Annotated in this window: 22 protein-coding genes and 2 pseudogenes; 14 read left to right on the top strand and 10 right to left on the bottom strand. The window is 64.4% G+C overall.

The window, feature by feature from the left end:
• Nucleotides 1-79 precede the first annotated feature (79 nt).
• Together AACG97_RS23340 and AACG97_RS23345 are read left to right on the top strand one after the other, a co-directional pair.
• Nucleotides 80-1,027, top strand: coding sequence for a LysR family transcriptional regulator (locus AACG97_RS23340; RefSeq protein WP_009685037.1), 948 nt, complete (start codon nucleotides 80-82; stop codon nucleotides 1,025-1,027).
• A 115-nt stretch (nucleotides 1,028-1,142) separates the two neighbouring features.
• Nucleotides 1,143-2,117, top strand: a complete 975-nt coding sequence (locus tag AACG97_RS23345; protein ID WP_232555060.1) for a 2-hydroxyacid dehydrogenase — start codon at nucleotides 1,143-1,145, stop codon at nucleotides 2,115-2,117.
• An 84-nt stretch (nucleotides 2,118-2,201) separates the two neighbouring features.
• Here AACG97_RS23345 and AACG97_RS28160 read toward each other — a convergent pair.
• A pseudogene (locus tag AACG97_RS28160) lies at nucleotides 2,202-2,303 on the bottom strand (EamA family transporter); the annotation flags it as partial.
• Here AACG97_RS28160 and AACG97_RS23350 point away from each other — a divergent pair.
• From AACG97_RS23350 to AACG97_RS23360, 3 genes and pseudogenes are all read left to right on the top strand, one after another.
• A pseudogene (locus tag AACG97_RS23350) lies at nucleotides 2,273-2,374 on the top strand (AraC family transcriptional regulator); the annotation flags it as partial. The pseudogenes AACG97_RS28160 and AACG97_RS23350 sit on opposite strands and share 31 nt — an antisense overlap.
• A gap of 296 nt (nucleotides 2,375-2,670) precedes the next feature.
• Nucleotides 2,671-3,030 carry a transposase gene (locus tag AACG97_RS23355; RefSeq protein WP_009685034.1) on the top strand — a complete coding sequence of 120 codons (360 nt, stop codon included), beginning with the start codon at nucleotides 2,671-2,673 and terminating at the stop codon, nucleotides 3,028-3,030.
• Nucleotides 3,031-3,059: 29 nt separating this feature from the next.
• Nucleotides 3,060-3,872 (top strand): IS3 family transposase, encoded by an 813-nt coding sequence (locus AACG97_RS23360; RefSeq protein WP_232555061.1) that lies wholly within the window; start codon nucleotides 3,060-3,062, stop codon nucleotides 3,870-3,872.
• Nucleotides 3,873-4,086: 214 nt separating this feature from the next.
• On the opposite strand, the gene AACG97_RS23365 is transcribed toward AACG97_RS23360, so the two are convergent.
• The 6 genes from AACG97_RS23365 to AACG97_RS23390 all read right to left on the bottom strand — a co-directional run bounded on the left by AACG97_RS23365 (nucleotide 4,087) and on the right by AACG97_RS23390 (nucleotide 10,412).
• On the bottom strand, nucleotides 4,087-6,477 hold the full coding sequence (locus tag AACG97_RS23365; protein ID WP_054881994.1) for a TonB-dependent siderophore receptor: 2,391 nt from the start codon (nucleotides 6,475-6,477) through the stop codon (nucleotides 4,087-4,089).
• Nucleotides 6,478-6,646: 169 nt separating this feature from the next.
• Nucleotides 6,647-7,630, bottom strand: a complete 984-nt coding sequence (locus AACG97_RS23370) for a FecR family protein (protein WP_054881995.1) — start codon at nucleotides 7,628-7,630, stop codon at nucleotides 6,647-6,649.
• Nucleotides 7,627-8,202: an RNA polymerase sigma factor gene (locus tag AACG97_RS23375; protein ID WP_047150120.1), complete on the bottom strand. Its 576-nt coding sequence runs from the start codon at nucleotides 8,200-8,202 to the stop codon at nucleotides 7,627-7,629. The genes AACG97_RS23370 and AACG97_RS23375 overlap by 4 nt, the downstream gene beginning before the upstream one ends.
• Nucleotides 8,203-8,206: 4 nt before the next feature.
• Nucleotides 8,207-8,533, bottom strand: a complete 327-nt coding sequence (locus tag AACG97_RS23380) for a DUF3325 domain-containing protein (RefSeq protein WP_047150121.1) — start codon at nucleotides 8,531-8,533, stop codon at nucleotides 8,207-8,209.
• Nucleotides 8,533-10,110 carry a PepSY-associated TM helix domain-containing protein gene (locus AACG97_RS23385; RefSeq protein WP_009685025.1) on the bottom strand — a complete coding sequence of 526 codons (1,578 nt, stop codon included), beginning with the start codon at nucleotides 10,108-10,110 and terminating at the stop codon, nucleotides 8,533-8,535. Before AACG97_RS23385 ends, AACG97_RS23380 begins: the two co-directional genes overlap by 1 nt.
• The gene (locus tag AACG97_RS23390) at nucleotides 10,107-10,412 is read right to left on the bottom strand and encodes a DUF3649 domain-containing protein (protein ID WP_009685024.1); all 306 of its coding nucleotides are present in this window, start codon (nucleotides 10,410-10,412) and stop codon (nucleotides 10,107-10,109) included. The genes AACG97_RS23385 and AACG97_RS23390 overlap by 4 nt, the downstream gene beginning before the upstream one ends.
• Nucleotides 10,413-10,646: 234 nt before the next feature.
• On the opposite strand from AACG97_RS23390, the gene AACG97_RS23395 reads away from it, so the two are divergent.
• On the top strand, nucleotides 10,647-10,994 hold the full coding sequence (locus AACG97_RS23395; RefSeq protein WP_009685023.1) for an HPF/RaiA family ribosome-associated protein: 348 nt from the start codon (nucleotides 10,647-10,649) through the stop codon (nucleotides 10,992-10,994).
• 59 nt (nucleotides 10,995-11,053) lie between these two features.
• Here AACG97_RS23395 and AACG97_RS23400 read toward each other — a convergent pair whose 3' ends face one another.
• Both AACG97_RS23400 and AACG97_RS23405 read right to left on the bottom strand, forming a co-directional pair.
• Nucleotides 11,054-11,461, bottom strand: a complete 408-nt coding sequence (locus AACG97_RS23400; RefSeq protein WP_009685022.1) for a response regulator — start codon at nucleotides 11,459-11,461, stop codon at nucleotides 11,054-11,056.
• A 22-nt stretch (nucleotides 11,462-11,483) separates the two neighbouring features.
• A complete protein-coding gene (locus tag AACG97_RS23405) occupies nucleotides 11,484-11,654 on the bottom strand; it encodes a Flp family type IVb pilin (RefSeq protein ID WP_029885790.1) in 171 nt (56 codons plus the stop codon).
• Nucleotides 11,655-11,948: 294 nt separating this feature from the next.
• Between AACG97_RS23405 and cpaB the strand changes: the two genes are divergently transcribed.
• From cpaB to AACG97_RS23445, 8 genes are read left to right on the top strand one after another with little or no spacing between them, the layout of a single operon-like run.
• On the top strand, nucleotides 11,949-12,905 hold the full coding sequence (gene cpaB / locus AACG97_RS23410) for a Flp pilus assembly protein CpaB (protein WP_009685020.1): 957 nt from the start codon (nucleotides 11,949-11,951) through the stop codon (nucleotides 12,903-12,905).
• Between the two features lie 18 nt (nucleotides 12,906-12,923).
• Nucleotides 12,924-14,198, top strand: coding sequence for a type II and III secretion system protein family protein (locus AACG97_RS23415; protein WP_047150122.1), 1,275 nt, complete (start codon nucleotides 12,924-12,926; stop codon nucleotides 14,196-14,198).
• The gene (locus AACG97_RS23420) at nucleotides 14,195-15,385 is read left to right on the top strand and encodes a hypothetical protein (RefSeq protein WP_009685017.1); all 1,191 of its coding nucleotides are present in this window, start codon (nucleotides 14,195-14,197) and stop codon (nucleotides 15,383-15,385) included. The genes AACG97_RS23415 and AACG97_RS23420 overlap by 4 nt, the downstream gene beginning before the upstream one ends.
• Entirely contained in the window at nucleotides 15,382-16,638 is a 1,257-nt protein-coding gene (locus AACG97_RS23425) for a CpaF family protein (RefSeq protein WP_009685016.1), read from the top strand. The genes AACG97_RS23420 and AACG97_RS23425 overlap by 4 nt, the downstream gene beginning before the upstream one ends.
• The gene (locus AACG97_RS23430) at nucleotides 16,635-17,516 is read left to right on the top strand and encodes a type II secretion system F family protein (RefSeq protein ID WP_009685015.1); all 882 of its coding nucleotides are present in this window, start codon (nucleotides 16,635-16,637) and stop codon (nucleotides 17,514-17,516) included. The genes AACG97_RS23425 and AACG97_RS23430 overlap by 4 nt, the downstream gene beginning before the upstream one ends.
• Nucleotides 17,517-17,518: 2 nt before the next feature.
• Nucleotides 17,519-18,406 carry a type II secretion system F family protein gene (locus AACG97_RS23435; protein WP_054881996.1) on the top strand — a complete coding sequence of 296 codons (888 nt, stop codon included), beginning with the start codon at nucleotides 17,519-17,521 and terminating at the stop codon, nucleotides 18,404-18,406.
• 10 nt (nucleotides 18,407-18,416) lie between these two features.
• Nucleotides 18,417-19,118, top strand: a complete 702-nt coding sequence (locus AACG97_RS23440; protein WP_009685011.1) for a tetratricopeptide repeat protein — start codon at nucleotides 18,417-18,419, stop codon at nucleotides 19,116-19,118.
• A gap of 15 nt (nucleotides 19,119-19,133) precedes the next feature.
• Nucleotides 19,134-19,397 (top strand): DUF3613 domain-containing protein, encoded by a 264-nt coding sequence (locus tag AACG97_RS23445; RefSeq protein ID WP_009685010.1) that lies wholly within the window; start codon nucleotides 19,134-19,136, stop codon nucleotides 19,395-19,397.
• 25 nt (nucleotides 19,398-19,422) lie between these two features.
• Here the strand turns inward: AACG97_RS23445 and AACG97_RS23450 are convergent, their stop codons facing one another.
• Nucleotides 19,423-19,845, bottom strand: a complete 423-nt coding sequence (locus AACG97_RS23450; protein ID WP_009685009.1) for a prepilin peptidase — start codon at nucleotides 19,843-19,845, stop codon at nucleotides 19,423-19,425.
• Between the last annotated feature and the right edge of the window lie 55 nt (nucleotides 19,846-19,900).

Genomic DNA, 19,900 nt, shown 5'->3' on the forward strand with positions numbered 1-19,900 from the left:
GCCTTTGGTCGAAGGTAAGTTTTCATAACTTTTGCGTTGCTTCGTGACACAATTTTGTCCTCTACCTAGAGAGTGACCCATGGACACCCTGCAAAACATGCGTGCTTTCAGTTGCGTAGCGCAATTAGGCAGCTTCACGGCCGCTGCGGCGCAACTGGACACCACCACCGCGAACGTATCGCGGGCGGTCTCCAACCTGGAAGCCCATCTGCAAACAAGGCTGCTCAACCGTACCACCCGCCGCATTGCGCTGACCGAGGCCGGCAAGCGCTACCTGATGCGCTGCGAACAGATTCTGACCTACGTCGAGGAAGCCGAGGCCGAGGCCAGCGACGCCCATGCGCGCCCTGCCGGGCAATTGAAGGTGCATTCGATGACTGGGGTGGGCCAGCATTTCGTGGTGGATGCGATTGCCCGCTACCGTGAATCGCACCCCGACGTGACCTTCGACCTGACCATGGCCAACCGCGTGCCCGACCTGCTTGACGAGGGCTATGACGTGTCCATCGTGCTGGCCACTGAGCTGCCGGACTCGGGGTTCGTTTCGCAGCGCCTGGGCATCACCTACAGCATCGTCTGCGCGTCGCCCGCCTACATCGCCCGCCATGGCCTGCCGCACAAACCTGCCGACCTGCTCAAGCACGCCTGCCTGCGCATGGTCAGCCCGGTGATCCCGCTGGAAAAGTGGCTGTTCGATGGCCCGGAAGGCCAAGAGATGGTCAACATCACCAGCTCACCGTTCATGGTCAACACCGCCGACGCCATGAAGACCGCGATCCGCAGCGGCATGGGCGTAGGCGTGCTGCCGATTTATTCGGCCATCGATGGCCTGCGCGACGGCAGCCTGGTGCGGGTGCTGCCCGAGTACCGCCTGCAGGAACTGAACCTGTACGCCATCTACCCGTCGCGCCAGTATTTGGATGCCAAGATCAAGACCTGGGTCGAATACCTGCGCAACTCGCTGCCGGAAATTCTTGCCGCGCATGAGGCCGACCTGAAAACCCATCAGGTGCTGATCGCCGACTGAGGGCAGCTGCAAGTAGCAAGTAGCAAGAAAAAGCAGATCCGTTCACGTGCTGCTTTTTCTTGTAGCTTGTAGCTTGCAACTTGTAGCTTGTAGCTTTCCCCTTGGAAGCAGCCCGATGAAAAAGACCGTCCTGGCCTTCAGCCGAATCACCCCGGCCATGGCCGAGCGCCTGCAGCAAGATTTCAACCTGATACAGCCCAACCCCAAGTTGGGCGACATCGCCGCCCAGTTCAACGAAGCCCTGCCCGAAGCCCACGGCCTGATCGGGGTCGGGCGCAAGCTTGGCCGGGCGCAGCTGGAAGGTGCGGCCAAGCTCGAGGTGGTGTCCAGCGTGTCGGTCGGTTATGATAACTATGACCTGGACTACTTCAACGAACGCGGCATCGCCCTCACCAACACCCCGGACGTGCTCACCGAAAGCACCGCCGACCTGGGCTTTTCGCTGATCATGGGCTGCGCACGGCGTACCGCCGAACTCGCCGCCTGGACCAAGGCCGGCAACTGGCAGGCAACCGTGGGCCCGGCGCACTTCGGCAGTGATGTGCATGGCAAGACCTTGGGCATCGTCGGCCTGGGCAACATTGGCGCAGCCGTGGCCCGCCGTGGCCGCTTCGGCTTCAACATGCCGATCCTGTACAGCGGCAACAGCCGCAAGAGCGCGCTGGAACAGGAGCTGGGCGCGCAGTTCCGCAGCCTGGAGCAGTTGCTGGCCGAAGCCGACTTCGTGGTCATCGTGGTGCCCCTGTCGGACGCGACCCGCAAACTGATCGGCAGCCGCGAGCTGAAGCTGATGAAGCCAAGCGCGTTCCTGATCAACATTGCACGCGGGCCGGTGGTCGATGAAGCCGCACTGATCGAAGCGCTGCAGAACGGCACCCTGCGCGGCGCAGGCCTTGATGTCTACGAGAAAGAGCCACTGAGCGATTCGCCGCTGTTCAAGCTGCCCAATGCCCTGACCTTGCCGCACATAGGCTCGGCCACCGCCGAAACCCGCGAAGCCATGGCCAACCGGGCGCTGGACAACCTGCGTGCGGCGCTGCTGGGTGAGCGGCCGCGGGACCTGGTGAACCCGCAGGTGTGGAAGGGCTGATCCCCCGGTTGTCCCTGTACCGGCCCTATCGTCGGCAAGCCAGCGCCCACAGTTTCGGTAGCTGGTCGCTGATAGGGCCATGACTCATCTGGCCTCCACAACCCCCTCAGCTACCCGTGCCCTGGGCTTGCGAAACACCAGCACATTCCCGGCCATCACTGCGACAAGGGTTTGCCAGTGCCAGCCATTTCAGCAATCGGTTCCGCCAGGCCGTTGGCGCCACACCGGGCGAGTACCGCCTGGCCTTCAACCTGTGACATCGGGGCTGCTTTGCAGCCCATCGCAGGCAAGCCCCACAGGGATCGCCTTAGGGCTGACAGGTGTTTGCCACAAGGTATGGCAGCGCCTGTTAGAGCGAGCGCCGCCCGCGCGGCGCAATCGTGAGCTGCGCTCGCTCCTACGTTTGTTTCGGGCCAATTATTCCTGTGGGATTCGCGCGCGAACGCCTTGGTGCATGCCTCAATATCGCGCCGTACAAACAAGGCGGCCGCGCGCGCCTGTCACAGGCGTTACTGGCCCGAAACAAACGTAGGAGCGAGCGTGAACTGGCCTAATGATTTTGGACATCTTCATCGGGCGCTATGATGGCGCCCAATTGGAGGCAAAATCAGTGCGTAAATCTTACTCAAGAGAATACAAAGTCCAAGCTGCCGAAATGGTGCTGGACGGTGGCCAGTCAGTCCCCGAAGTCTGCGCGGCCCTTGGGCTTGGGCCTACGGCGTTGCGTCGTTGGGTTGAGCAGGTGCGTGAAGAGCGAGCCGGCAAGGTTCCAGCTGGAGCCAAAGCGATCACTCCCGAGCAGCAACGAATTGAAGAACTCGAAGCGCTGGTTCGGCAAAAAGATCGGGATATCGAAATCCTAAAAAAGGCCAGTGCTCTTCTGCTTCGGGACTCCAAAGATCGTTCTCGCTGATCAACGAGCTGAGTGAGCAATACCCTGTTATCGACTGCTGCCGCGTGCTTGGGGTCAAGCGCAGCAGCTTCTACGCGTGGCGCAAACGCCAAGGGCGTGAAAACCCGGCCAGGGATGCTCTGCGTCTGCTTGCGGTTAAGCACTTCAACGCGTCACGAAGTGCCTCTGGCTCGCGAACGCTGGTGCAGGAATTGCGGCGTGAGGGCCATGAAGTCGGGCGATTCAAGGTGCGCGCGTTGATGCGAGAAGCTGGCCTGAAATGCAAGCAGCGCAGGCCGCACCGGTATCGGTCATCGGGCGCGGAAGCACTGATCGCGGAGAATCAGCTGAAGCGTAATTTCAAAGTTTCGACAATCAATGAGGTTTGGTGTGGCGATGTGACTTACATTCAGGTTGGCAGGCGCTGGTTGTACCTGGCCGCCGTGATTGATCTTTATGCCCGCCGAGTAGTGGGTTGGGCGTTCTCGATGATTGCAGATGCCAATTTGGCTTGTAACGCCTTGCGCATGGCAGCTGAGTCGCGAGGTAGGCCAGCGGGTGTAATGTTTCATTCAGACCAGGGCTGTCAGTACGCCAGCCATAAATTCAGAGCCACGCTCGATGAGTACAACTTGAACCAGAGCATGAGCCATCGAGGCCAATGCTGGGATAACGCTGCCATGGAGCGGTTCTTCGGAGCGTTGAAGTCAGAGTGGATGCCCGCAGGGGGCTACGAGACCGAAGCGCAGGCACGAGTAGATATCCAGGCTTATCTGATGCGCTACAACCTCAAGCGTCTCCACAGCTACAACGGCTATGAAACGCCGGTAGCCATGGAGGAAAAGCTCAAGATAGCGGTATGAACCTTAACCGGTGTCCAAAATTACTTGACCAGTTCAGCGCAGCTCGCGATTGCGCCGCGCGGGCGGCGCTCGATCTCACAGGCGCTGAAGATGCTCCGGCTACCCTTGCCAGGAACCATAGAATCTCCCACAGGGATTGCATCAGGCCCGGGCTCCATGCAGTACCTGTAGGAGCTGGCTTGCCTGCGATGGGCCGCGAAGCGGCCCCTGCTCCCTAAAACTCAAAGGTACTGGACAGGCTCACCTGCCGCGCATCCCCAATCGCCACAAAGTACTGGTTCACCGCCGAGCTGTAGTACACCTTGTCGAACAGGTTCTTCACGTTCAGCTGCAACAACACCTTGTGCTCATCGAGCTTGGTCTCGTAGGTCGCAAATGCGTCAGCCACGGTGTAGGACGGCAAGTCGAAGGTGTTGGTCGCGTTGCCGCTGCGCTCACCCACATACCGTGCCCCGGCACCAAAGCGCAGGCGGTCGCCGCCGAACAGGCTGCCGTAGTCGTACACCGCCGACAGCGAGCCGCTGTGCTTGGCCACGTTCTGCAGGCGGTTGCCCTTGAGGTCGGGGTCCTTGGTGACCTTGGCATCGGTGAAGGCATAGCTGCCGATCAGGCTCCAACGCTCGCTGAGCTGGCCGGTCAGGTCCAGCTCGACCCCGCGTGAATTGACTTCACCCGCATTGCTGTAAAGCGTATCGCCGGTGCGCGTGTCGAAATTGGCCACCAGCACGTTGCGCTTGGTGATGTCGAACAGCGCCAAGGTACCGGTCAGGCTGCCTGGCATGTCGAGCTTGGCGCCCAGCTCCCACGACTTGCCCTCTTCCGGCGCCACCGACGAGTCCAGTACCACCCCCCCGGTGAGCGGCGCGATGCTGGAGTTGGGCTTGAACGATTCGCTGTAGCTGCCATAGAACGACAGTTGCTCATCGACCTTGTAGACGATACCGGCATGTGGCACCCAGGTCTGGCCGTTGGTATCGGTGTTGGCCGTGAACGGGCGACCACGGCCGGCGTACTGGTCGTACTGCTGGAAGCGTGCACCGGCCACCAGGATCCAGTGATCGTCCAGGTGCAGCGCGTCCTGCAGGAACAGCGCGTCGGTGCGCAGCTTGTCGGTCTGGTCACTGTCGCTGGCACGCACGGTGGTGCCTTCCACTTCCCGCCCGTACACCGGGTTCACGTAGCTGAAGCGGGACCGCGCGGCTTGCCGGATCAGGTCAGCGCGGTAGACCTTGCGGTCTTCATGGTCGGCGCCCAGCAGCAAGTCATGCTGCATGCCGGCCAATTGCACGGTGCCGGTCAGGCTCAGGGTTGCGAACTGGTCACGGCTCATGGCACCGTGGGTGCCATCGATACTGCGGGCCAGGGTGCCATTGGCTTGGTTCACCCCCGTGACGCGAACCTGGCTGGCGTCGTAGGTCTCACGGTTGAAGCTGTAGCCAACGTGCAGCTTCCAGTCATCGGCCAACTGGTGGTCGACCTCCAGACGGTACAGGTCCGAGCGCCCTTCCATGTCGTTGAAGGGCTCGTCCAGGCGCCGGGTGGCGGGAATGTCCAGCGGGTGGCCATTGCTGCCAAAGGCCGTGCCCCGATCGAACGGCGAGAGAAACTCGCGGTGCTCGTAGGCCAGCACGACCTGGGTGTCTTCGCCCAGCCAGGCCAGCGACGGCGCGACCAGCGATTCACGATGCACCCCGAAGTTGCGCCAGTAATCTTCGTCTTCGTGGTCGACGATCATGCGGTAGGCAAAGTTGCTGTCGCCCAGCGCGCCGGTGCTGTCGAAGCCCCCGCCGCTGCCGTTCTTGCCGCTGCCGTAGGTGGAACCCCGCAGGTTCAGGGCGTTGTACTGCTCGAGCTGGGGGCGCTTGCTGACCACGTTGATGACCCCGCCCGGGTCCTGGATACCGTACAGCAGCGAGGCCGGCCCCTTCAGCACTTCGACCCGTTCGGTGCTGGCATTGAGGCTGCGGCCCTGCACGATGGGCATGCCATCGCGCATGATCGAGCCGTCGCGGTTGTCGCCGAAGCCGCGCTTCATCACCGTGTCGGAGGTGCCGCCGAAGTTGTTGCCCTGGGTAATGCCGCTGACGTTGGCCAGGGCATCGTCAAGGTTGCGCGGCGCCTGGTCACGGATGACCTGCGCCGGGACCACGTTGATCGCCTGGGGAATGTCCTGGTTGGCGCCCTGGCCACGCATGATCGACGCCGTGGCTGGGGGTTGGTAGCTGTAGTCGTCCCGTAGCGAGGTCACCGTGGTGGCCTGCAGGTTGAGGGCACCGGTAGTATCCAGCGCGTCCAGGGTGAGAGTCCGCGCGTCCAGGCGCCGCCAGGTCAGCCCGCTGCTTGCCAGCAGCAGTTGCAGCGCCTGTTCGGCACTGTAGGTGCCGGTCAGCGCCGGCGCCTGCACCCCGGGCAAGGCTACGGTGTAGACCACGCTTTGGCCCGTGGTACGGCTGAAGGCGCTGAGGGCCTGGGCCAGCGGTTGCGCCGGCTGGGCGAAGGCGTAGGCCTGCTGTTGTTCGGCAGCGCTGGCCTGGGGAGCCACGGCAACGGTCGGGAGCATGGCAAGGCCGAACCAGAGGGGGACGCAACGCGGGGAGAACTTCATGGACGCGGACCTGTGAGAGGAATATGAGTACGAATGAATCGCACTTCCACTCATTACACGGATGCCACGGTCGGTTACCTCATGCGCTTTTGAAAATATTTTCCCGGTGCTGCCGGTTCGCGGGCAAATCCGCTTCCACGGCAGGCGCCAACGGCGGCCGGTACAGGGGCTAGCGGATCAGCGTCAAACGGCCCAGGACGGTCTGCCGTGAAAAGCCCATCACCTTGCCCAGCGAATCCAGTGCCAGCAGCGGCTCGGCCAAGGGGAAGCTGCCACTGACCTTACGCTGCCCGAGTTCCTCATTCAGCAAGACGATCCGCCCCGGGTAGTAGCGCCCCAGGTCCTCGACCACCTGCGCCAGCGGCACCTGGTAGTAATTCAGCCAGCCCTGGCGCCAGGCCAGGCGGTTGTCGCTGTCCACCGCCAGGGTTGCGCCGGCCCGGCCGGCGCCGTAGCTCACCTGCTGGTTGGCCGTCAGCTCCCTGGCCGCGGCCCCCGCGGCCGGGCTCACCGCCACCCGCCCGCTGCGCACCGTGACCTGCGTGCCGCCCCCCTGCTCACGCACCTCAAACTGGGTACCGAGTACCCGCACTTCACCGCCGTTGGCTTCGACCAGGAAGGGCTCGCCGGTATGCGTGACCTGGAAGAACGCCGCGCCATGCAGCAGGCGCACGCGACGCTCGCCATGGGCAAAATCGACCGCAATTGCACTGCCCGCATCCAGGGTCACCTGCGAGTTGTCCTGCAGGGTAACCTGGCGAATCTGCCCGGCACTGCTGTAGTCGGCCTGCAGGTCCTGCAGCCAGTAGCCTGGGTGCCAGCCCCCGGCGACCCCAATGGCCAGCACCAGGCAGGCCGCCAGCCCGATTGCCGCCAGGCGCGCGCGGCCGGCGCGCCTGGCAGCCGAGCGAGCCATGGCGGCCAGGTAGGGCTGCAGGCTGGCATGCTCTTCGGCAGCCAGCCGCGACGCCGCCACACCACTGTTGCGCCACAGCGCCTGGGCCTGTTCGTACGCGGCGCGGTGCCCGGGCTCGGCCAGCAGCCAGCGCTTGAACGAGGCCCCCTGGGCCACTGCAGGTTGCTCGCTGATGCGACTGAGCCAACGCAAAGCGGCCTGCGCCTGCGCCTCGGTGATCGGCGGTATAGGACTCATCGGCAGGCTCTCCCAGGCCGGCGCGGGGTGGACGCGGGCTCGGCAACACTCGCCTTGCACGCTTCCAGGGCGCGCATCATATGCTTTTCCACCGCGCTCTGGGACAGCTGCATGGCCTTGGCGATCTCGCCGTACTTGCAGCCGTGAATGCGGTTGAGCAGGAAGATCTGCCGGGTGCGCTCGGGCAAGGCGCGCAAGGCAGCCTCGATACGCTGCAGGTCATGGTCCACTTCCACGGCCTGCTCCGGCGCATGCGCCATGCTCGCCTCGTCCACCGCCAGCGCGGCTTCGGCAATGCGTTCGCGGCTGCCCTCACTGCGCAGGTGGTCGATGGCCAGGTTGCCGGCACAGCGCAGCAGGTAAGTATCCAGCGCCTCGACTTTCACCTCGGGGCGACGCCAGAAGCGCAGGAACAACTCCTGGACCAGGTCCGACGCCGTGGCGCGGCAGCCCACGCGCCGGCTGACCAGTGCCTCCATGCGTGCACGCTGGGCCTGGAACACCTGGACAAAACGCGCACGCCCGCCTGCGCTGTCGGCATCCGGCCCGAGGGTATCGCCCTGCTCGCTCATGCTGTCACACCGCAAAAAGGGCGAGCACCGGGCCCAGCAGCACACTGCCGGCAGCCAGGCCCAGCAACAGCCGCGGCTGGTACGGCAGGGCGAAGACCCACACGGTGACCGCCGCCATCATCACCGCCGCCCACTCCACCAGGCCATGGGCCCAGCCACGCAGGTGCACACTGAACGCCAGCGACAACACCAGCAACGACCAGCCCGCCACGCGCAACAGGCGCAGTTGGCCGGGGTGCGGCTTGCGCCCGAGCAGGCCGGTAAAATGTTTTTCCATGGCCAGGCACAAGGCAACGAAGCCTGCGTAGGCGAGCAATGCGTTCCCCAGCATCAGCGTGCCTGCGCCGCTTCGGCGCGCGGCTTGTTTGCCGGCCGCGGCGCGCGTTTGGCCAGCGGCGCGGGGCTGCGCAGCATCTTGCCGGCCAGCCAGGCCAGGAACAGCCCAGTACCCAGCGCGGTCAGGTCCAGGCCTGCCATGGCCCAGTCACCTGCCGCCAGCGAATGGTTCAGGCCACGGTCGGTGGTCAGCCCATTGAGCAGTGGCAGCAAGGCGAAGGCCAATGCGCCCAGCGCCAGCTGCTCGCCCCAGGCCCGGCGCCCACTGCGCAGTACGGCGTGGGCCAGGGACAGGCCCCAGACGATGAAGAAGACATTCACCTCCCAATCGGCACGGCCGGCGGCAGCGGCCGGGATCAGCCGGTTGGCCCAGAAGAAGCCCGCCACTGCCAGCAGCAGGCCGCTCATGCTGGCGATATTGAGCACCTCGACCAGGCGCAGCTCGCCGGGCATGTGCGCGCGCTGGGCATGTTTGAGCTGGCGCTTGCCCAGCCACATCACCAGGCCTGTGCCTATCACCGCAGTACCGGCAATGCCAAAGCAGAAATACAGCCAGCGCAGCCAGGGCCCGGCAAAGTTGCCCATGTGCAGGCCGGCAAAGCTGAAGGACGTCATCATGGCCCCGCTCTCCGGCTTGCCCTGGCTCAGCAGCGTGCCGCTGGCGCCATCGAACGTCCAGTTGGCGCTACGCCGGTAGGCCACATGGTCGGCCGCCGATTGGGTGAAGGTGACACGGGCATTGCGGTCGCCCGGGTTCTGCACCTGGATGTTGCCAATGCGTGCCTCGGGTTGCAGCGCCTGCACCTTGGCATACAGGCTGGGCAGCGCGACCAGCGGCGTAGCCACCTGGGCCGCCTTGGGTGCATCGTTGCGCCCGAACAGGTCATTGAAGTACTTGCCGGTGTCGTTGCCATAGCTGGCCATGATCCCCGCCGGCATCACCATGTACATGAACAGCACCAGGCTGCTGTAGCTGATCATCAGGTGGAACGGCAGCACCAGCACACCGATCGCGTTGTGCCCATCCAGCCACGAGCGCTGGCCCTTGCCGGGGCGGAAGGTGAAGAACTCCTTGAAGAGCTTCTTGTGGGTAATGATGCCGGTGACCAGCCCCAGCAGCATGATGAAGGCGCAGAAGGTCGACAGCCAGCGGCCATAGGGGTACGGCATCTGCAGCTGGAAGTGGAAGCGGTAGAAGAACTCGCCGCCGCGGCTGTCGCGTGCCTCTACCGGTTGCCCGGTCTGGGTATCGAGGGTCTTGCTGACAAAGCCGCGCGGCCCGCCGTTGGGGTCGCGATAGCCCACGCTCAAGCCCGCTTCGCGGGCGTTGGGCAAGCGGATGAACCAGGTGCCCGAATGCCCGGCATTGTCCTGCAGGTAACGCTGTGCCAGGGCCAGGCTATGGGCCGGGTCCAGTGCATGGCTGCGCACTTCGGGCTGCGACCACTGGCTGATCTCTTCCTTGAAATACGACAGCGTGCCGGTAAGGAAAATGGCGAACAACAGCCAGCCGAAGATCAGGCCGGTCCAGGTATGCAGCCAGGCCATGGCCTGGCGGAAGCCGTCTTTCATGAGGTTTTCACCCAGTAGGCAATGCCACTGATCACGCCCAGTACCAGGCTTGGCGCCAGCACGCCCAGCCACGCGCGCCAGGCACTGCGGCAGGCGAAGCACCAGATGAAGGCCAGCAGGTAGAAAACGAACGACAGCATCAGGCCGATCAGCGTGGCGTCTACCTTGGGCAACGGTGCCACCAGGGCGATGCAGACGCTGGCCGCAGACGCCAGCAAATAGCCGCCCAGCAGCGCAGCCAGGCTGCGTGAGGCCACGGCCAGGCGGTAGCTGAGCGGAAGGCCGGCGGTTTTGCGCGTCATGGCGAAGGTCCGGGCGTGTTCGGGGCTGCAATACTAATGATTTCAATTCTCATAAGCAAAGCTTCAACGACAAGCTGCCGGTGCGCGCAGATATGCAACAAGAAATTTATTTTCCGAAAGGGCTTGAATTCATCCGGCGGTTGCCTGACCTTAGAGTCAAGAGGCGCAGAATTTCCAACGGTCTCAAGGACCTGGCCGCGCCTCCATGCGAGCAAGCTGAATAAGGATTGAATCATGCAAATCCAGGTCAACAGCAGCAACCATTTCGAAGGCAACGCCCGGCTCGACCAGTGGGTCCGCAGTACACTGGAAAGCTCACTTGAACGTTACGAGGACGACCTCACCCGCATCGAGGTGCACCTGCGCGACGAAAATGGCGCCAAGCCCGGACCGCATGACAAACGCTGCCAGATGGAGGCTCGCCCCAAAGGCCACCAACCGATTTCCGTGACCCACACTGCCGCTTCGCTGGACCAGGCAGTGGATGGTGCCGCCACCAAGCTGAACCACGCGCTGGAGCACTTCTACGGCAAGCTGCGCAGCAAACGCGGCGCCCTGGAACTGAGTGACCCCGACGCCTGATCGCAACCACCGAAACGCCCGGCCGAGTGCCGGGCGTTTTCGTTCCTGCCCAGGTCAATTCAATTGACGACGCGCAAGCGTGATACGGGGAACAGGTTGTCCAGGGTTTCCAGCAAACGGGCCTGGTAGATCGGCTTGCGGAAGAAGTCCAGTACCTGCAATTGCAGCAATTCGCTGACGTCATCCAGGTCGGCCTGTGCCGACATGACGATCACCGGCAAATGCAGGCGGGCGGTATGCTCGCGCAAGCGCTTGATCAACCCGATGCCACTTTCGCCCGGCATGCGCACATCAGTGATCACCAGGGCTACGTCCGGGTGACAGGTCAGCTGGTGCAAGGCCGCCTTCACCGAGGTGGCGGTCAGGCAGGCGAAGCCTTCGTTTTCGAGCAGCTCCGCCAATTCCAGCAGAACGTCCTGCTCGTCATCCACCAGGAGGATCTGCTGACGCGCGCAAGCGTTCTGCATGCCGCTGGCTCCCTTTCAGGCCTCAAAGCGCATTTTTGATGGTCGTGAATGTTGTGTTCACGGCCGTGGAAATATCCCCGACGAAAGCCGCCAGCACCACTGCAACCATGGTTGCGATGACGGCGTATTCGATACCGGATGCACCGTCCTTGCGATGCAGGAAATTCATGCAGTGCAGAATGAACAGTTTCATGCTTCAGCTCCTTGCGGCATGGATGCCGGCGGCGGTGGTATCAAAATGACACCGATCTGCCATCAAAGAATTGCCAAGCCGGTGCGAACTGCAAATGTATTAAAGGGTTAATTAGAAAGTATTAGCCCGCCTAGGTTAACCACCCGCCACTCGCTAACTCTTTGTTTTCACGCGACCTGCTCGGCACCCTGAAAAAAACTCCCCGGGCTCATGGCAAATGGCGATGGCTGCGCTAACTTGCTATAGCGAAATAGTGACTTTTCGCCATCATCCAACGCGTGCAGGGAGGCCGAGATGAGCAGCCGCTTGACCCTATTCCTGGCCGCGTTTTTCTTGCTGGCGGCGCTGTTGGCAGGCTACTGGGGCGTGGTGCTCAGCCGCCCGCCGGTCGCCCCCATTGCCCCCGCGCCTACCGTTACACCGCCGAGCGTGGCCACAGCGCCAGCGCCCAGCGCGCCAGTGGAAGTGCCGCGCACGGCTGTGGTCGTGCTGCGCAAGTCCGTGCCAGCCAATACCCCACTCACTGAAGACGATGTGCTGGTTGAGCGCCTGCAGGTCGCCCCAGCCGGTGCTTATCAACAGGTCGCCCAGGTGATCGGCCGCAGCAGCGCCCGGCCCCTGGCGGCAGGCACCTGGCTGGAAGAAGCCAGCTTTCAGGCCGGCGGGCCGCTGGCACGGATGATCCGCGCGCACGAGCGGGCGGTGGCACTGGGCGTGGATGAAGTGGTCGGTGCCGCTGGCCAACTGCGCCCGGGTGACTACGTTGACGTGCTGCTGTTCCTGCGCGAAGAGCCCAACAACCCGCAAGCCTCGGCCCAGGTGGTACTGCCGGCCCTGCGTGTGCTGAGCGTCGGCGAGCAAACGGGGTTGGCCAACGATGGCCGCCCGGCGCAGAGCGCCGATGAGCAAAAGGCCCGCCGCGACCAGAGCGGCCTGGGCAACGGCGCAGGCACCCGCACGGTGGCAGTGGCCGTGCCCGAGGCCATGGCCAGCCGCTTGATGCTGGCCGCCCAGGCCGGCACCTTGCGCCTGGCGGTGCGCAGTGCCGATGAACAGCGCCTGGCGCGCTACTGGAGCGAGGCCGATGCGATACCGCAGGTGGTGGAGGCCGCCAACCGCGCGCTCTACCGCTTCAGCCAGCTGGCCCAGGCGCCGGTGGCCAGTGTGGCGAGCCCGGCGCCCAGCCACGCCGCGCCCGCCATGCACATCATCCGTGGTGCCACGGCTGAAGCAAGCGCCAACAACCCCTGAATCGGCAAGGATGCAGTGATGCGAAGTTCCTTCTTCAGACAAGCATGTTGGACCGGGCTGCTGGCCGCGCTGTTGCCCCAGGCGCAGGCGGCACCCAAAGGCTGCGAAGCGTTCGGCCAACTGCCTGCGATCATCGAGATCGACCAGGGCCTGCAGCAGGAACTGCGCTTGCCGGTGGCGATCGAGCGGGTTGCGGTCGGCGAGCCGAAGGTGGCCGATGTCCAGGCCAGCGGTGAGCGCGGTGTGGTGATTACCGCGGTGGGCCAGGGTAATACCAGCCTGATGATGTGGACAGCCTGCACGCCGTCACCGCACAAGGCGATGGTGTTCGTCCGCGGGCGGGCCAGCGCCGATATGGCCCAGGACAGCTTCCTGCCGTCGCAGGACACGCAACTGCCCAGCCAGGTGCAAGCCGATATCCGGTTTGTCGAAGTGCGCCGCAGCAAATACAAGGAGGCAGGGGCACGGCTGTTTTTCAAGGGGTCGAACAATAGCCTGATTGGCTCGCCAGGTACGGTGCCAAATACCGTAGTGCGCCCTGATTATGTGCCTGGCGCTCAGACAGGTGAGAACCCTATCGCATATGCGGATGTGCGCCCCGGTATTCCACTCGACAATAGCGTCTTCAACATCGTCTGGGGCGGTGGCAGCAGCCGCTTCCTGGCCATGATCAATGCCTTGGAGAACAGCGGTTTCGCCTACACCCTGGCGCGCCCGAGCCTGACCGTGCTCAGTGGCCAAACAGCCAGCTTCCTGGCCGGTGGCGAAATTCCGATCCCGGTGCCCAGTGCCGGCAGTGACAACGTCTCGATCGAGTACAAGGAGTTCGGCGTGCGCCTGGCACTGACCCCGACGGTCATCAGCCAAGGCCGGATCACCCTCAAGGTTGCCCCCGAAGTCAGCGAGCTGGACTACAGCAACGTGGTGACCATCGCCGGTACTCAGGTCCCGGGGCTGACTGTACGGCGCACCGACACCAGCATCGCCCTGGCCGATGGCGAAAGCTTCATCATCAGCGGCCTGGTCAGCAACAACACCCGTTCAGCGGTAGACCGGCTACCCGGCCTGGGCAGCCTGCCGATACTGGGGGCGTTCTTCCGCAATTCGACCATGCGCCGCGACGAAACCGAACTGCTGATGATTGTCACCCCGCACCTGGTGCAACCCTTGGCGGTCAATGCAAAGCTGCCGCCCTTGCCGGGCGAGCACCTGCGCAACTACGACCCCAGCTGGGGCCGCCTGTTCTTCCTGGAGAACGGCAACTTCGATGGCAAGGGCGGGCTGTCGCAATGAACGAGAGCCTGAACCCGACCTTCCTCGCCATCACCCGCACCGAAGAGGACCTGCACTGGCTGCAGGGCGCCTTGGCACCGCAAGGCCAGGTGATCGGCGCCAACGGTGGCAGCCTCGACGAGCTGCTGGCCCTGGTCAATGCCACCTTCAGCAACCTGATGTTCATCGGCCTGGACCGCGAGCAACTGATCAACCAGTGCGCCTTGATCGAGGGCGTGCTGGAGGCCAAGCCAATGCTGGCGATCGTCGCCCTCGGCGATGGCCTGGATAACCAGCTGGTGCTGCATGCCATGCGCGCTGGCGCCCGCGACTTCGTCGCCTATGGCTCGCGCGCCAGCGAAGTGGCCGGGCTGGTGCGGCGCCTGGGCAAACGCATGCCGGCGGTGGCCAGCAACCCCAGCCTGGGCGGGCTGACGGTGCTGTTCGGGGTGCAAAGCGGTGCCGACGGCGCATTGCTCACTACCCACCTTGCCCGTGTGGTACAGCAGAGCGGCCAGCAAACCCTGCTGCTGGATCTGGGCCTGCCGCGTGGCGACAGCCTGGCGCTGCTGGGCCTGGAGGCATCGTTCTACTTCGGTGACGCCCTGCGCCACCTGCGCCGCCTCGACACCACACTGATCGACAGCGCATTCACCCGCGACAACACAGGCCTGCGCCTGCTGACCTATGCCGAAACCGACGAGCCATTGCAACACACCAGCGCAGCCGAGTTGTACATGCTGCTCAGCGCCCTGCGCCAGCACTTCCAGCACATCATCGTCAACCTCGCCGGGCATGCCGACAGCGAGGCCCTGCGCACGTTGGTCAGCCACTGCGACAAACTGATCATCTACACCGACCAGAACATTCTCGAGTGCCGGCGCAACCTGGAGGTGCTCGACCTGTGGCGTGATCACGGCATCAAGCTGGAACACGCCAGCCTGTTGGTGGACCGCTACCTGAGCAACGTGGCCCCCGACGCCGACACCCTGGCCAAACGCTACGCGCTGCCTTTGCTCAGGGCCCTGCCCTATAGCCCTGAAGTGCGCCTGAACGTGAAAAACCAGGGCCTGAGCCTGTTCGAACTGGCCCCCCGTGAGCAGCTTACACAAGCCTTGCGCAGCCTGGGCGAACGCCTGGCCCGGCGCTCGGAAAACCTCGCACCGCCGGCCGTCACCTGGCTGCGCCGGCTTTGGGGCAGCAAATGAACAACGATCAACCGTTTGGTGGCCCGCAACCGGCCGCGGGCGACCACTACGCGCTCAAGCGCGCACTGCACCGCTTTGCCATCGATGCCATCGAGGACAGCGGCCGCAACCTGCTGGAGGGCGCACGGCCGGCGCTGACCCAGTTCGTGCTGGAGCAGGTTGGTGACTACGTTGCGCGCCTGCGCCTGGCGCTGTCGCGGTATGAAATGGAGCGGCTGGCCGAAGAGCTGGTGGACGAGTTGACCGGCTTCGGCCCGCTGGAAGTATTGCTGCGTGACCCCAGCGTCACCGAAATTCTGGTCAATGGCCCCCATCGGGTGTTCGTCGAGCGGGCCGGCCTGTTGCAGCAGACCGACCTGCGGTTCATCGACGCCCACCATGTAGAGCGGGTGATGCAACGCATCCTCGCCCCGCTCGGGCGACGCCTGGACGAGTCCTCGCCCATGGTCGACGCCCGCATGCCCGACGGCAGCCGGGTCAATGCGATCATTCCGCCCGTGGCGCTGGACGGCCCGTGCCTGTCGATCCGCAAATTCCGCCAGGACATGCTCAAGAGTGCCGACCTGCTGGCCACCCGCGCTATCGACCAGCCTATCTTCGACTTTTTCGAACGCGCCGTGGGCAAGCGCTGCAACATTCTGGTCAGCGGCGGCACCGGCACCGGCAAGACCACCCTGCTGAACATCCTCAGCCAGATGATCGCCCCTCGCGAGCGCCTGGTCACCATCGAAGACGTTGCCGAACTGCAACTGCACCACCCCCACGTGGTGCGCCTGGAAACCCGCCCGCCTAATGCCGAAGGGCACGGCGAGATCAAGGCCAGCGAGCTGATCCGCAACGCCCTGCGCATGCGCCCGGACCGCATTATCCTCGGCGAAATCCGCGGCAGCGAAGTGCTCGATGTGCTGACCGCGATGAACACGGGCCATGATGGCTCGATGAGTACCGTTCACGCCAACAGCGCAGCGGACGCACTCTTGCGCCTGGAGACACTGGTCGGCCTGAGTGGCCGGCAAGTTGCCGAAAAGACCTTGCGGCAAATGGTCTGTGCAGCGCTGGACGTGGTGATCCAGCTGACCCGCCTGCCCGATGGCCGACGCTGCGTCAGCGAAGTGCTGGAGGTGGTTGGCGTGCGCGATGAGGTGTATGTCACCAACACCTTGTTCCGCCTGGACCGCCGGGGCGGTGACAGCTTCCTGCGCGAGGCGCTCCACCCGGCCGGCAGCAAGCTCAAGGCAGAGGGCCTGCTGTGACCGGCCCGCTGCTGCTGGCGCTGTGCCCGCTGTTGCTGGGCCTGGCCCTGCTGCTGTTGCGCCGCGGCCTGTACAAGCGGCACGAAGAGCGCATCTTGCAACGCCTCGGGCGCGCGTTCAGCATTGTGCGCAATGGTACGGCACGGCGCAGCTGGCTCGACCCGCTGCTGCAACGTGCCGGCTTGACGACTGTCGAGCTGCACCCCCAGCGCTGGCTGCTGGCCTGGCTGGGGCTGGCGCTGTTGGCGCTGGTCGCGCTTGGCTGGGTCGCTGCGCTGATGCTGCTGACCGGTCTGCCGGCCATTGCCTACCTGCTCATCAGCTGGCAGAGCCGTCGGCACATGCGGCACGTGGTCGAGCAACTGCCCGGCCTGCTGGACTACAGCGTGCGCAGCCTCAAGGCCGGGCGCACGCTCAATGATGCGGTACTGGGCGCTATCGACAGCAGCCGCGAGCCACTGCGCACTACGCTGGCGAGGGTCCGGCGCAATGTGCAACTGGGCGTGCCGCTGGAGGACGCCATGACCGAACTGGCCGAGTTGCACCAGCAAGACGAATTACGGCTGTTCGCCCTGGGCTTGCGCATCAACCAGCGCCATGGCGGCAACGCCAGCGAACTGATGGAGAACCTCATCAAGCTGATCCGCGAGCGCGAGCAAGGGGCCCGCCAGCTCAAGGCCATGACCGGCGAAACGCGCATCACGGCCATCATTCTCGGGGCGTTGCCACTGGCGATGGTCGGTTACTTCCTGCTGGCCAACCCCCACTACCTGCTGGCCATGTGGCGTGACAGCAGCGGCCAACTGATGCTGTTGCTGGCCTTCGCCTTGCAGGTACTCGGCTGCCTGGTGTTGTGGCGCATGATGAGGAGCTTGTGAACATGGCCATGCTGATCTGCGCCCTGTGCCTGCTGATCGCCGCCGGCCTGTTTGCCCAGCAGGCCATTCGCCAATGGCGGGCCCGGGTGCTGGTGGCGCGAAGGCTACAGGGGCGCCTGGCCCGTGCCGAGCGCCTGGAGGGCTGGCTGCACTGGCTGGGCAGTAGCCCCTGGGGGCAGCGGCTGCAGAAGTTCGACGGTGAAAGCCAGGCGCTGCTCGAGCGTATAGGCTGGCGTCGCAGCCGCCAGCGCGCGCTGTTCGCCGCCGTGCAACTGGGCCTGCCACTGCTGGCGGTGGTACTGACGCTGCTATTGCAGCAAGGCTTCAAAGGCGCTGCCGCCGCCCATTGGGTGGTCTGGCCATTGTGTGCCTTGGGCGCCGCCTACCTGCTGCCCAAGCGCCTGCTGGCCCTGGCTGCCGCCCGGCGCCAACAGCGCATTGCCGCAGAGGTTGGCCTGATGATCCCCATGCTGCGAATTCTGTTCGAAACCGGGCTGGCGGTCGAGCAGGCACTGCGCCTGCTGAGCCAGGAAGGGCGAACACTGATTCCGAACATCAGTGAAGAACTGCGCCAGGTATTGCAGCGGGTGGATTCGGGGCTGGGGCTGGGCCCGGAGCTGGACAAGGCCGCACAGGTACTGGCGGTGGAGGAATTCACCGACACCTGCGTGATCCTGCGCCAGTTGCTGGCCCAGGGCAGCGGCGCAATGAAGTCGTTGCTGGCCCTCAAAGCCTTGCTCGATGACCGCCGCCTGACCCGCCTGCAAGAACGGGTGTCGATGATGTCGGCAAAAATGTCGGCGGTAATGATGGTATTCCTGTTCCCGGCCCTGCTGATCGTGCTTGCCGGGCCAGGCTTCTCTGCATTGGCGCGGGCGTTGAGCCCCTGAGGAAAGCGGGATGAAGACAGTCGTGTTGTGCGCATGCCTGGTGTTGCTGAGCGGCTGCGCCGGGCAACAGCCGCAAGACCTGCGCTCGTTGTTCACCGCCTCCGGTTGCAGCAAGCCGGACGCCGACCAGCAACTGGCCCTGAACCTGGCGGACGAAATGCTCAATGACGGCCGCCCGCATGCCAGCCTTGCGCACCTGCAGCAACTGCCGGACACCCTCGACCAGGTGCGCCTGCGCAAGGCCAAAGTGTCCCGGCTGCTTGGCCTTGGCGAGGCCGAACCCTTGTACCGCAGCCTGCTGGGCGGCTGCCTGGCTGCCGAAGGCGAGCATGGCCTGGGCCAACTGGCCGCGGCACGTGGCGACGACATCCAGGCCTTGCAGAACCTGCAGCGTGCAGTACGCCTGGCGCCTACCGATGAACGCGTACGCAATGACCTGGGCGTGGTCCTGATGAACCTGGGGCGTTACGAGCAGGCTCGCTTCGAGTTGCTGACGGCCATCGAGCTGAAAGACGACAACCCCCTGCCTGCGATCAACCTGGTGACCTTGGCGCTGCTCCAGGACAACTGGCAGCAGGCGACCGACCTGGTCGGCCGCTTGCAGCTTGAGCCCCGGCAGTTTGCCGCGGCCAAGGCGCGGGCCGGGCAGATCAAGGCCGGTGGCCGAGGCCCGGTCGCCTCGGCCCAGGCATCGCAGCCGATGGTCAATTGAAACTGGGAGGTGAACATGATCAGGTACATGATGGTGCTGGCCTGCTGCATGGGTAGCGCGGCGCTGCACGCCGAGCAATACCCGCGCCCGAGCCCTCAGGATGAAACGGCCACCGAGCGGCTGCTGCGTGTGCAGTCCAGCGGCGCACAGGCCTCGCGCCACCTGCAGGTACAAACGGCGCGGGAACGCGACCAGTCCATGCAGCGCTGGCTGGATACCTACAAGTACGAGATCCCCGACTTCTACCGCTGGACCAAGATGACCGAGCGCAACAATTAGCGGGGGCTTGCCGTGTCGTCAACGCTCAGCCCAGGCAGGCCAGTGAGACGGCAAAGCCTGCCAGCAGACAGGGCGCGAACGGCCTTTTTTGCCGCGGCTGTCGCGCACCTCGGCGAACCAGTTGCCAGGCCACCAGCACCACCCCCGCAGCAATGAAAGTGACCAGCACGTGAGCAACGCTGCTGGCCAGCGCCAACGCACCGAGCAGCTTGACGTCACCGGCCCCGAACTGCCCCAGCGCGTAGCCCGGCAGCGTGAGCAGCAGCACGATGAACAACGCCAGCGCCGCATCACTGCCCTGGGCACCGAGCCAACTGCGCCCTGTGGCCAGCAACCAGGCCAGCGCAAGGGTTGCGGCACCCAGCGTCAGTACATTGGCTATCTGCCGTTCGCGGGCATCCTGCCCGGCGCACAACGCTAGCCAGACCAGCAATGCAAAGCTGTGCATGGGCAATTGGCCATCCCTGTTCGTCGATCGGTTCTATGCTGTTGTTCAGGACACA

The sequence above is a fragment of the Pseudomonas sp. Nvir genome (assembly GCF_963778085.1).
In the GTDB taxonomy this organism is placed as follows: domain Bacteria; phylum Pseudomonadota; class Gammaproteobacteria; order Pseudomonadales; family Pseudomonadaceae; genus Aquipseudomonas; species Aquipseudomonas juntendi.

What these genes read in the sequence shown, in the direction of transcription:
- AACG97_RS23340 (WP_009685037.1), top strand. Translation starts at nt 80, where the DNA reads ATGGACACCCTGCAAAACATGCGTGCTTTCAGTTGCGTAGCGCAATTA.
- AACG97_RS23345 (WP_232555060.1), top strand. Translation starts at nt 1,143, where the DNA reads ATGAAAAAGACCGTCCTGGCCTTCAGCCGAATCACCCCGGCCATGGCC.
- AACG97_RS23355 (WP_009685034.1), top strand. Translation starts at nt 2,671, where the DNA reads ATGATTTTGGACATCTTCATCGGGCGCTATGATGGCGCCCAATTGGAG.
- AACG97_RS23365 (WP_054881994.1), bottom strand. Translation starts at nt 6,477, where the DNA reads ATGAAGTTCTCCCCGCGTTGCGTCCCCCTCTGGTTCGGCCTTGCCATG.
- AACG97_RS23370 (WP_054881995.1), bottom strand. Translation starts at nt 7,630, where the DNA reads ATGAGTCCTATACCGCCGATCACCGAGGCGCAGGCGCAGGCCGCTTTG.
- AACG97_RS23375 (WP_047150120.1), bottom strand. Translation starts at nt 8,202, where the DNA reads ATGAGCGAGCAGGGCGATACCCTCGGGCCGGATGCCGACAGCGCAGGC.
- AACG97_RS23380 (WP_047150121.1), bottom strand. Translation starts at nt 8,533, where the DNA reads ATGCTGGGGAACGCATTGCTCGCCTACGCAGGCTTCGTTGCCTTGTGC.
- AACG97_RS23385 (WP_009685025.1), bottom strand. Translation starts at nt 10,110, where the DNA reads ATGAAAGACGGCTTCCGCCAGGCCATGGCCTGGCTGCATACCTGGACC.
- AACG97_RS23390 (WP_009685024.1), bottom strand. Translation starts at nt 10,412, where the DNA reads ATGACGCGCAAAACCGCCGGCCTTCCGCTCAGCTACCGCCTGGCCGTG.
- AACG97_RS23395 (WP_009685023.1), top strand. Translation starts at nt 10,647, where the DNA reads ATGCAAATCCAGGTCAACAGCAGCAACCATTTCGAAGGCAACGCCCGG.
- AACG97_RS23400 (WP_009685022.1), bottom strand. Translation starts at nt 11,461, where the DNA reads ATGCAGAACGCTTGCGCGCGTCAGCAGATCCTCCTGGTGGATGACGAG.
- AACG97_RS23405 (WP_029885790.1), bottom strand. Translation starts at nt 11,654, where the DNA reads ATGAAACTGTTCATTCTGCACTGCATGAATTTCCTGCATCGCAAGGAC.
- cpaB (WP_009685020.1), top strand. Translation starts at nt 11,949, where the DNA reads ATGAGCAGCCGCTTGACCCTATTCCTGGCCGCGTTTTTCTTGCTGGCG.
- AACG97_RS23415 (WP_047150122.1), top strand. Translation starts at nt 12,924, where the DNA reads ATGCGAAGTTCCTTCTTCAGACAAGCATGTTGGACCGGGCTGCTGGCC.
- AACG97_RS23420 (WP_009685017.1), top strand. Translation starts at nt 14,195, where the DNA reads ATGAACGAGAGCCTGAACCCGACCTTCCTCGCCATCACCCGCACCGAA.
- AACG97_RS23425 (WP_009685016.1), top strand. Translation starts at nt 15,382, where the DNA reads ATGAACAACGATCAACCGTTTGGTGGCCCGCAACCGGCCGCGGGCGAC.
- AACG97_RS23435 (WP_054881996.1), top strand. Translation starts at nt 17,519, where the DNA reads ATGGCCATGCTGATCTGCGCCCTGTGCCTGCTGATCGCCGCCGGCCTG.
- AACG97_RS23440 (WP_009685011.1), top strand. Translation starts at nt 18,417, where the DNA reads ATGAAGACAGTCGTGTTGTGCGCATGCCTGGTGTTGCTGAGCGGCTGC.
- AACG97_RS23445 (WP_009685010.1), top strand. Translation starts at nt 19,134, where the DNA reads ATGATCAGGTACATGATGGTGCTGGCCTGCTGCATGGGTAGCGCGGCG.
- AACG97_RS23450 (WP_009685009.1), bottom strand. Translation starts at nt 19,845, where the DNA reads ATGCACAGCTTTGCATTGCTGGTCTGGCTAGCGTTGTGCGCCGGGCAG.